We start from the raw sequence: 8,528 nt of genomic DNA on the forward strand, positions 1-8,528 counted from the left end.
GTCGGCCGCCCGGCCTCAGCCGTCGGCCGGGGGCGGCCGACCACCGCCCCCGGCTCACCCGAACAACCCCTCCCCCAGCGTCCCGCCCTCCGGCGCGCCCGGCAGGACGTAGGCCACCGCCGAGGCCGTGTGCTCGATGAAGGTGTTGAGGGCGTCGCGCGCCGCCAGGCGGTTCTGGACGCGGGTGAACTGGGCCGGGTCGCGCATGAAGGCGCAGAACAGCAGGCCGCGGTCGCCCGGGCCGTCGTCGTAGTTGTAGCCGCGCCGCAGCATCCGGGCACCGCCGTCCAGCCGGGGGCTGGAGAGGCGGACGTGCGCGGTGGCCGGGATGAGGTACGAGCCGTCCGGGTTCTTGGCGTAGATGTCCGGCTCGTCGTGCTCGGCCGTGCCGGTGAGCGGGGCGCCGTCGCCGGCCCGGCGGCCCATCACCTGCTCCTGCTGGGCCCCCGGGAGGGCGGCGAAGGCGGCGGTGTCCATCCGGATCCGGCGGTAGACCAGCACCGTCCCGTGCTCGTACGGCCCCGGCGGGCCCCAGACCCACTGCCCGCTCTCGGTGCCGTCCGGGTTCGCCGTGCCGTCCTTGAAGCCGAACAGGTTGCGCGGGGTGGCGCCGCCGGCCGTCCGGGCCAGGAAGCCGGACTGCGTCCACCGCGCGGTCGCGCCCGCCGCCCGGGCCGCCGCGTCGACCTGTTCGGCGACCACGGACAGCGGCCAGCGGTCGGCCGCGCACAGCTGGACCACCAGGTCGCCGCCGCCGCGCGCCGGGTCGAGCCGGTCCCCGGGGAAGGCGGGCAGCTCGGTCAGCAGGGCCGGCGGAACGTTCAGCCCCAGCCGGGCGGCGAGGCCCGGCCCGACGCCCACCAGGCTGCTGAGCCGGGCCGGTTGGCCGCCCTGCAGCCGGGCGTCGGCCGGGCTGCCGCCGGTCGCCCCGGCCAGCACCCGGGTCAGCTCGCCGAGCAGGCCGCGCAGGGCGGCCCGCCCGTCCGAGGTCGCGGCGGGCGCCAGGTCGAGGGCCAGCAGCTGGGTGGCCGGCTGCTGCGCGGTCGTCACCCCGGCCTGCCGTTCGCCGTGGAAGGGGATAGCCGGTGGCTCCGGTGCCGCCGCCGGTCGGGCGCCGCGGCCGTGCCCCCGGACGCCGCCGGTGCCCATGGCCAGTGCCGTGACCCCCGCGCCGAGCCCGGCGGCCACCACGGCCCCGCCCGCGAGCAGCCCCCTTCGATCCACCCCGGCGCCCCGCGCGGTCGGTGGCTGGTCCTGCGCCTTTCCGGTTTCGGCATGCATGGGCGACATTGGAGACGATAGAACACGCCGTATGCAACTTTTGACCACACGTCACCCGCGGTCCGGCACGACACCCCCGCCCGGGGCCCGCGTCGCCAGGCGCCTGCCCGCCCTGCTCGCCGCCGCCGTCCTGGCGCTGGCCGGCTGTTCCTCGGGCGGCTCGTCCTCCTCCGACGCCAAGCACCCGGACGGCACGGTCATCCGCGTCCCGCAGCACTTCCCGACCATCCAGCAGGCCGTGGACGTCGCCCGCGAGGGGGACACCGTGCTGGTCGACCCGGGCACCTACCGGGAGAGCGTGCGCCTCACCAAGCCCCGGATCGTGCTGCGCGGCACCGACCGCAACACCGTGGTGCTGGACGGCGGGCTGCGGCTGGTCAACGGCATCACCGCCTCCGGCCCCGGCTCGGTGGTGGAGAACCTCACCGTCCACGGCTACCTCGCCAACGGCGTGCTGTTCACCGGCGTCACCGACGAGAAGCTCCAGCAGCACGGCGCCGGCGGCTCCGCCTACAACCCGCTGGACACCGTGCGCTTTCCGGTGGTCGAGGGCTTCCGCGCCAGCAGTGTCACCGCCTACAACAACGGCCTGTACGGGATCTACGCCTTCGACGCCCGCGGCGGCGTCATCGAGGACTCGTACGCCTCCGGGGGCGCCGACTCCGGCATCTACGTCGGCCAGTGCAAGCCCTGCGACACCCTGGTGCGGGGCAACACCGTCGAGCGCAACGCCGTCGGCATCGAGATCACCAACGCCTCCGACGGGCTCACCGTGGTCGGCAACCGGGTCACCGGGAACCGGGTCGGCGTCACCGTCAACTCCAACGACCTCGAAGCCCTCGCCCCGCAGCACGGCGCGGTGATCGTGGGCAACGTCGTCACCGACAACAACGCCACCGACACCCCCCAACAGGCCGACGGCGCCTACGGGATCGGGATCGGGATCGGCGGCGGCACGGCGAACCAGGTGCAGCGCAACCTGGTCCAGGGCAACCGCGCGGCCGGCATCGTCATCACCGACCCGCCCGGGCACCCGGCGAGCGGCAACCGGGTCGAGGGCAACCGGGCCACCGGCAACGGCACCGACCTGGTGCTGGCCTCCGTCGACCCGGGCAACTGCTTCACCGGCAACCAGCCGGCCGTCCAGAGCCCGGACGGCCTGGAGACGCTGGCGGGCTGCGCCGCCCAGGGCCGGAGCGCCCCGCCCTTCGGCCGCACCAGCCCCGTCCAGGCGCCGCCCGGCATCCCGTTCAGCCAGGTGCCCGTCCCGCCCGCGCAGCCCTCGCTGCCGGACCCGACCGCGCCCGGCCGCCCGGCGACCGACCTCCCGGGGCCGGTCGACCCGGGTGCCTACCCGCTGCCGGAGTCCGCGGACGCCGTCCCGAAGCACTGAACCGGCCGCGCCGGGCGGGCCCGCGGACTCTGCTCCCCGCGGGCCCGCCCGGCGCCGGTCACCGGTCGTGCGGCAGCCAGGGGCCGGGGATCAGCCGGTTGACCACCGTCACCGTGATCCCGTCGCCGAGGTTGTCGCAGGTGAGCACCAGCGGCCCGAAGACCGTCCGGTCCGCCGCGTAGCCCTCGGGCGGCCTCAGCTCCACCCAGTAGTACGTCCCCGGTCCGCCGCTGCCCCGGCAGATGCCGTCGGCCCCGGTCGTGCAGGGCTCGCCGACCGGCGTGTCCCCGCGCTCGCGGCCGGGGCCCGGCCAGCCGAGCCACCCCGGCCACCCCGGTCCGCCGCTGACCCGCCACAGCTGGAACGTCGCCCCGGCCAGCGGCCTGCCGTCCTGGTCCACCTTGACCAGGGTCAGCACGCCCCTCGTCGGGCGGAAGCCGAAGTCGAGGGTGTGGTCGTTCTCGCCCGGTCCGCCGGTGGTCAGTTCCCGTTCGGCGTACTTCCCGCCCCTCGGGACGACGCCCTTGGAGTTGACGAACGGGTCGTCGCCGACGTCGTGCCGGGTGGGCGCCCACTCGAACAGCGGGCCGCCCTCGGCGTAGTCGGCCGGCTCGTCCAGCCGGAGGGTGTACCGGGTGCGCGGCGCGAGGCCGCCGGTGACGTTCGAGTCGTCGAAGTAGTACTCGCCGCGCGCCGAGGTCCTCGTCGTGCCGACCAGCGCGCCCGCCCCGTCGTACAGGTGCACCGTGACACCGGGGACCGGGCGCCCGCCCGGCCGCTGGATGCCCGTGCGCCCGGGGTCGTACCAGACCCGGTTGCCGATCTGCAGCGGCGCCCGGTCGCAGAGCACCTCCAGGTCGCCCATCGAGGCGCCCTTGCCGAACGGCGCGGGCACGTCCGCCGGGTTGAGCCGCAGGCCGGTCCCCGGGGCCTGCCGGCCGTCCGCCCGCTGGACGAAGGCCGTTCCGTAGCCGAAGGCCGTGTTGTTGGGGTCGTACCCGGAGATCCCGATGGTGCTCTCGACCTTGGACAGCGCCATCCCGGCGTAGTCCGCGTTGTGGTGGACGCCGAACCGGCTGGTGTCGAAGAAGCGGGTGCCCCGGGGCGAGAGCCCGCACCCGTTGTCGGTGTCCAGCACGTACGTGCCGTTCTCCGCGCAGGCCTTGTCCAGGTCGCCGCCCGACAGCACCTCGCCGACCGCGGCGCCCGAGGCCGACTGGCCCGTCGCCCGGTCGGCCAGGCGGTCGCGGAAGGCCAGCAGCATCGAGCCGTCCGTCTCGAAGCCGATCTCGGCCAACTCCGGTTCCGGCTGGGCCCGGTAGCCGGAGCAGGCCTGGCCGTTCTGCGAGGTCGGGTAGGTGTCCGTCCACGGGAACCAGCCCGCGCCGTCGCACGGGCCGCTGCCCACGGTCGACTGCCGCGGGTAGTCCAACGACTGGTCCAGGACGGCCGGTTGGAACAGCCCGGTGGCGGGGTCGAAGGGCAGAACGACCGCCCGCAGGTCCGAGGCCCGGCCCGTCGACTCGCCCGAGCAGACGCCGCCCAGGTAGCCGACGCCGTCCTGGAGGCCCAGGCCGAACGGCCGCCAGTCCCCGGCCGAGGGGCAGCCCGGGTCCGGGACCGGGTAGACGGCCGTCGGCGCCGCGGCCGTCGCCGCGGTGGCGTCGTAGCGGTACAGCGCACGGGAGTTGAGGTTGACGACGAACAGGTCCCGGCCGTCCTCGGTGACCTTGAGCCCGCCGAGGCTCTCCTTGCCGGGCACGGCCAGGAACGCGTCGTCCGACCCCGGCGCGTGCGCCGTACCGCCGGCGTCCGGGACGGTGGCGAACAGCGTGGTGGTCTTCCGCGCCGGGTCCGTCACGTAGATCCCGCCGGCGCCGCCCGGACCGTAGTCGGTGGTGCGCTTGGCCGCCGCCGAGGAGAACACCCGCCGGTCGGCCTTGTTCCACGCGATGCCGAACAGCGTGCCCGTCTGCGCGTCGGTGGCGATGCCGGTGACGTCGACGTCCACGCCGTCCTGGCCGCGCGCGCCGTACGGGAACGACACCAGCGTGCGCTGCGCCCCGCCCTGCCAGGTGGTGTTCTGACAGGTCGTCACCAGCGGGGCGTTCTTCTGGCAGTAGTCGCCCGGGTACCAGAACCCGGTGGTGTACGCGACGTTCCGGCCGTCGGAGAGGTCGACGAACTCCTCGTTGGAGCTCAACCGGTTCGGCGCGCCGTCCAGGCCCTGGCGCGAGGCGAAGGCCGGGAAGAGCGTGCCCGGCTTCGGATTCACCGCCCGGACGCGGTACTTGCCGTCGGTCGCCGTGCTCGCGGCCGGGGCCAGCGTCACCGTGCCGTCGGTGCCCGTGGCGCCCTCGGTCCTGGTGCCCGCGTCATCCGTGAGCGTCACCGTCACGCCCGCGATGCCCGGCTCCAGCGCGGGCGTCCACACGCCGGTGGCGTCCACCGCCCGGACCACCCGGACCGTCACCGCCCCGACACCGCCCTGCGCGGAGGCCTGAGGGGCCGCCACGAGTCCTCCGCCGGCCAGCACGACGGCGAAGGCCGCCGTCAGCGCGGCCCGGCGCGTCCGTCTTCTCGTCCTCTTCAAGGTTCCGTCTCCCCTCACCGACGGGCGCAGGCCCGATCCGGACAGGACCCCCAGGACAGCGGCCATCGGTCGTCCACGTCCCGCCCTCATCGCACATTCACCGGCGCGGGTGACGGAAAGTGCCGGGAAATCGCATCGAGTTCGGACATGGCCCCACTAGTTCGCATACTTCCCGACCACATCTCCGGGGCGTCCCCGATGAGACCGACGGCACGCCCGACCCGCCTGTGCGGCATGATCGGTACGCACCGCCCGCCGACGGCGGAGCCCGCCGAGAGGGAGGCCGCGCCCGATGCCCGACGGCTTGACCACCGACCTCGTACTGGGCTGCACCGTCCTGCTGGGCGCCTCCGTCCAACGGCTCGCCGGGATCGGCTTCGCCCTGGTCGCGGCGCCCGTCCTGGTGCTGCTGCTCGGGCCGGGCGACGGCGTCACGCTGTCGAACCTCGCCGCCGGGGCCATCAGCGCCGTCGGCCTGCTGGGCAGCTGGCGGCAGGTACGGCTGGCGGCGATGCTGCCGCTGATCCTCGCCGCGGCCTGCACGGTGCCGGCCGGGGTCTGGGTCGCGGCGACGGTTCCGACGCCCGGACTGCTCGTCGGCATCGGCGCGCTGGTCACCCTGGCCTCGCTGCTGGTGCTGCGCGGGGTCCGGGCGGCCGCGCTGCGCGGGGTCGGCGGCGCCCTGGTCGCGGGCGCCACCAGCGGGTTCATGAACTCGGCCGCCGGGGTGGGCGGTCCGGCCGTCTCCCTGTACGCCGTCAACACCGGCTGGACGGCGCGCGAGTTCCTGCCCAACGCCCAGTTCTACGGCGTGGTGGTGAACGCCTTCTCCCTGGCGGGCAAGGGGCTGCCCGCGCTGTCCGGGACCGCCTGGTGGCTGGTGGCCACCGCGCTCGCGGGCGGCGCGGCGATCGGCCGGCTGCTCGCCGCCCGGGTGCCGGAGGCCCGCGCCCGGCTGGTCGTGCTGGGCCTGGCCCTGGCGGGCGGGCTGACCACCCTCGTCAAGGGCGTCTCGGGGCTGGGCTGAGCGCACCCGGCCCTCCGCCGCCGGCCGACGAACCACCGGAAACCGGCTGAAACCCACCGGACACTCCGGACGCCCCCGGATGAGCCCGACACCCGTACCGACACGGACAGTTCGGGACGCCCCGGGCACTTCGGAAACCGCCCGAACGGCCCTCCGCGGACATGACATACTGCCTCGGTGACCTCAGCAGACCTGGCCGCGAAGCCGTCCAAAAGCCGTCCCCAACTGGGCCGGAAGTTCAACCTGCTGTGGTCCGCGTCGGCGATCTCATCGGTCGGCGACGGCATGCGGGACTCCGCCCTGCCGCTGCTCGCGGTGGCCGTCTCCGACTCCCCCAGCGCGGTCTCCGTGGTCTCCGTCTCCGCCTCGCTGCCCTTCCTGCTGATGTCCCTCTACGGCGGGGTGCTCGCCGACCGGGCCGACCGGCGGCGGCTGATGTGGACCATCGACGCCGCGCGCGCCGTCGTCGTCCTCGGCTTCGCCGCCTGGGTCTTCCTCGCCGACCCGCCGCTGGTCGCGCTCGCCGCCCTGGCCTTCCTGCTCGGCTGCGGCGAGACGGTCTTCTCCAACGCCGCCACCTCCGCCGTCCCCGAACTGGTCCGCCCCGACCAACTCGACGCCGCCAACGGCCGGATGCAGGCCAACATGCTGGTCGGCGGCAACCTGATCGGCCCGCTGCTCGGCTCCGCGCTGTTCGCCGTCGCCGCCGCCCACCCCTTCGCCGTGGACGGTGTCTCCTTCGCACTCGCCGCCGTCCTGGTCGCCGCCACCGGCCGCTCCACCGCCCCCAGCACCCGGGCCGACCGCCGCCCGGTGCTCACCGAGATCCGCGAGGGCGTCGACTGGCTGCTCCGCCACCGCGACGTGCGGATGCTCGCCGTGCTCTCCACCCTCGGCGCGCTGGCCTGCTTCATGGGCACCACCATGATGGTCCTGATGGTCACCAAGGTCATCCACGCACCCGCCGCCTCCTACGGCATCGTGCTCGCGGCCGGCGCCATCGGCGGCACCGCCGCCAGCACCCTGGCCGGCCGGCTCAGCCGACTGCTCGGCCGGGGCACCCGGATCGCCCTCGCCTTCCTGCTGATGGGCGTCTCGCTGATCCTGATGGGCCTGAGCACCTCGGTGGCCGAAGTCGCCGCGCTGTACGGCGTGATCGGCTTCGGGATCGTCACCTGGAACATCCAGGCGATCTCGCTGCGCCAGCAGGCCGTACCGAAGGAACTGCTCGGCCGGGTCAACAGCTGCTACATGCTGCTGAGCCGCCTCGGCATCATGGCCGGCGCCGCCCTCAGCGGCTGGATCGCCTCCGTCGTCAGCATCCGCACCCCGCTGCTCGTCGGCGGCGGGCTGCTGCTGGTCCTGCTGGTCGCGGTGCTGTTCCTGCTCCCGCGGATGACGGCGCTGGAGACCGTCCCGGCCGCCTCGGAGCCGTCCGACGCCGAGTAGTCTCCGCCGGGCCGTTGCGCGTCCTCCCGCCCAACGGCCACTGTCCGCCGGTATGGTGACCGCGGGGGGTGTGCCGGGAAGTCTGGTCGGCGGGCAGCTGCTCGCCCGTCCTGAGGAGAGCCATGAACACCGACCGCCCCGCCGCCTCCGGTACCGCCGCGCCGCCCGTCGGGGCCGGCCACGACCTCGGTCCCGGGCTCGGCCCGCTGGTTCGGGTCGACGGCAGCTGGTACATCGGCGACCACGAGAGCAAGGCGTATCTCGCCGTCCTCCCCGAGGGGTTCGAGCACCGCGTCACCGGACGGGAGCCCTTCCTGGTCCCGTGGAAGCGCCTGATGAGCCTGAAGCTCGGGGTCACCAGCGGCCGGTTCCTCAGCACACCGGCCGGCGGACTCCTGACCGGTCACCACGCGCCCCACGAGGCGATCGGCACCCACGGCTCCTGCCTGAGCGCCATGGTCCGGCACCCCTACGACCTGTGGAGCCCCCGGTTCGTCCACCACCGGCGGTGGTACCCGGCGCCCGAGATCACGCTGCTGCACCAGCTGCTGGGGAACATCGTCGACCTCGGCCGGGTCGAACGGCTCGGCGACGACGCCTGGCTGACCTCCGTCGTCGAGGAACTGGCGGCGGACCGCCTCCTCCGGAAGTGGCGCACCGGCAAGGCCGTCGCGGACGGCGTACGGGAACTCATCGCGCGCGGGGCGTGACCGCCGGGTTCGAGCGCCGCTCCGTACTCCGATGCGCCGCCCAGGCCCCGGAGGCCGCGCGGGCGGGTGCTGCCG

6 protein-coding genes are annotated in these 8,528 nt (G+C 74.8%); 4 read left to right on the forward strand and 2 right to left on the reverse strand.

What is annotated here, in order from left to right; genetic code table 11:
* Positions 1–54 precede the first annotated feature (54 nt).
* Entirely contained in the window at positions 55–1,281 is a 1,227-nt protein-coding gene (locus ACFU7Z_RS30505) for a Dyp-type peroxidase (protein WP_380781042.1), read from the reverse strand.
* A 31-nt stretch (positions 1,282–1,312) separates the two neighbouring features.
* Here ACFU7Z_RS30505 and ACFU7Z_RS30510 point away from each other — a divergent pair, with 31 nt between their 5' ends.
* Positions 1,313–2,674: a nitrous oxide reductase family maturation protein NosD gene (locus ACFU7Z_RS30510; protein ID WP_117487093.1), complete on the forward strand. Its 1,362-nt coding sequence runs from the start codon at positions 1,313–1,315 to the stop codon at positions 2,672–2,674.
* Between the two features lie 58 nt (positions 2,675–2,732).
* Here ACFU7Z_RS30510 and ACFU7Z_RS30515 read toward each other — a convergent pair whose 3' ends face one another.
* A complete protein-coding gene (locus tag ACFU7Z_RS30515; RefSeq protein WP_380781044.1) occupies positions 2,733–5,267 on the reverse strand; it encodes an SdrD B-like domain-containing protein in 2,535 nt (844 codons plus the stop codon).
* A gap of 292 nt (positions 5,268–5,559) precedes the next feature.
* Here ACFU7Z_RS30515 and ACFU7Z_RS30520 point away from each other — a divergent pair, with 292 nt between their 5' ends.
* The 3 genes from ACFU7Z_RS30520 (at position 5,560) to ACFU7Z_RS30530 (ending at position 8,453) form a co-directional block, all read left to right on the forward strand.
* Positions 5,560–6,294 (forward strand): sulfite exporter TauE/SafE family protein, encoded by a 735-nt coding sequence (locus ACFU7Z_RS30520; protein WP_117487094.1) that lies wholly within the window; start codon positions 5,560–5,562, stop codon positions 6,292–6,294.
* Positions 6,295–6,471: 177 nt separating this feature from the next.
* Positions 6,472–7,743, forward strand: coding sequence for an MFS transporter (locus ACFU7Z_RS30525; protein WP_049657082.1), 1,272 nt, complete (start codon positions 6,472–6,474; stop codon positions 7,741–7,743).
* Positions 7,744–7,865: 122 nt separating this feature from the next.
* On the forward strand, positions 7,866–8,453 hold the full coding sequence (locus ACFU7Z_RS30530) for a hypothetical protein (RefSeq protein ID WP_380781047.1): 588 nt from the start codon (positions 7,866–7,868) through the stop codon (positions 8,451–8,453).
* The last annotated feature ends 75 nt before the right edge of the window (positions 8,454–8,528 follow it).

Origin of the sequence: Kitasatospora sp. NPDC057518 (assembly GCF_042802075.1) — a bacterium.
In the GTDB taxonomy this organism is placed as follows: Bacteria; Actinomycetota; Actinomycetes; order Streptomycetales; family Streptomycetaceae; genus Kitasatospora.

What these genes read in the sequence shown, in the direction of transcription:
- ACFU7Z_RS30520 (WP_117487094.1), top strand. Translation starts at nt 5,560, where the DNA reads ATGCCCGACGGCTTGACCACCGACCTCGTACTGGGCTGCACCGTCCTG.
- ACFU7Z_RS30505 (WP_380781042.1), bottom strand. Translation starts at nt 1,281, where the DNA reads ATGCATGCCGAAACCGGAAAGGCGCAGGACCAGCCACCGACCGCGCGG.
- ACFU7Z_RS30510 (WP_117487093.1), top strand. Translation starts at nt 1,313, where the DNA reads ATGCAACTTTTGACCACACGTCACCCGCGGTCCGGCACGACACCCCCG.
- ACFU7Z_RS30530 (WP_380781047.1), top strand. Translation starts at nt 7,866, where the DNA reads ATGAACACCGACCGCCCCGCCGCCTCCGGTACCGCCGCGCCGCCCGTC.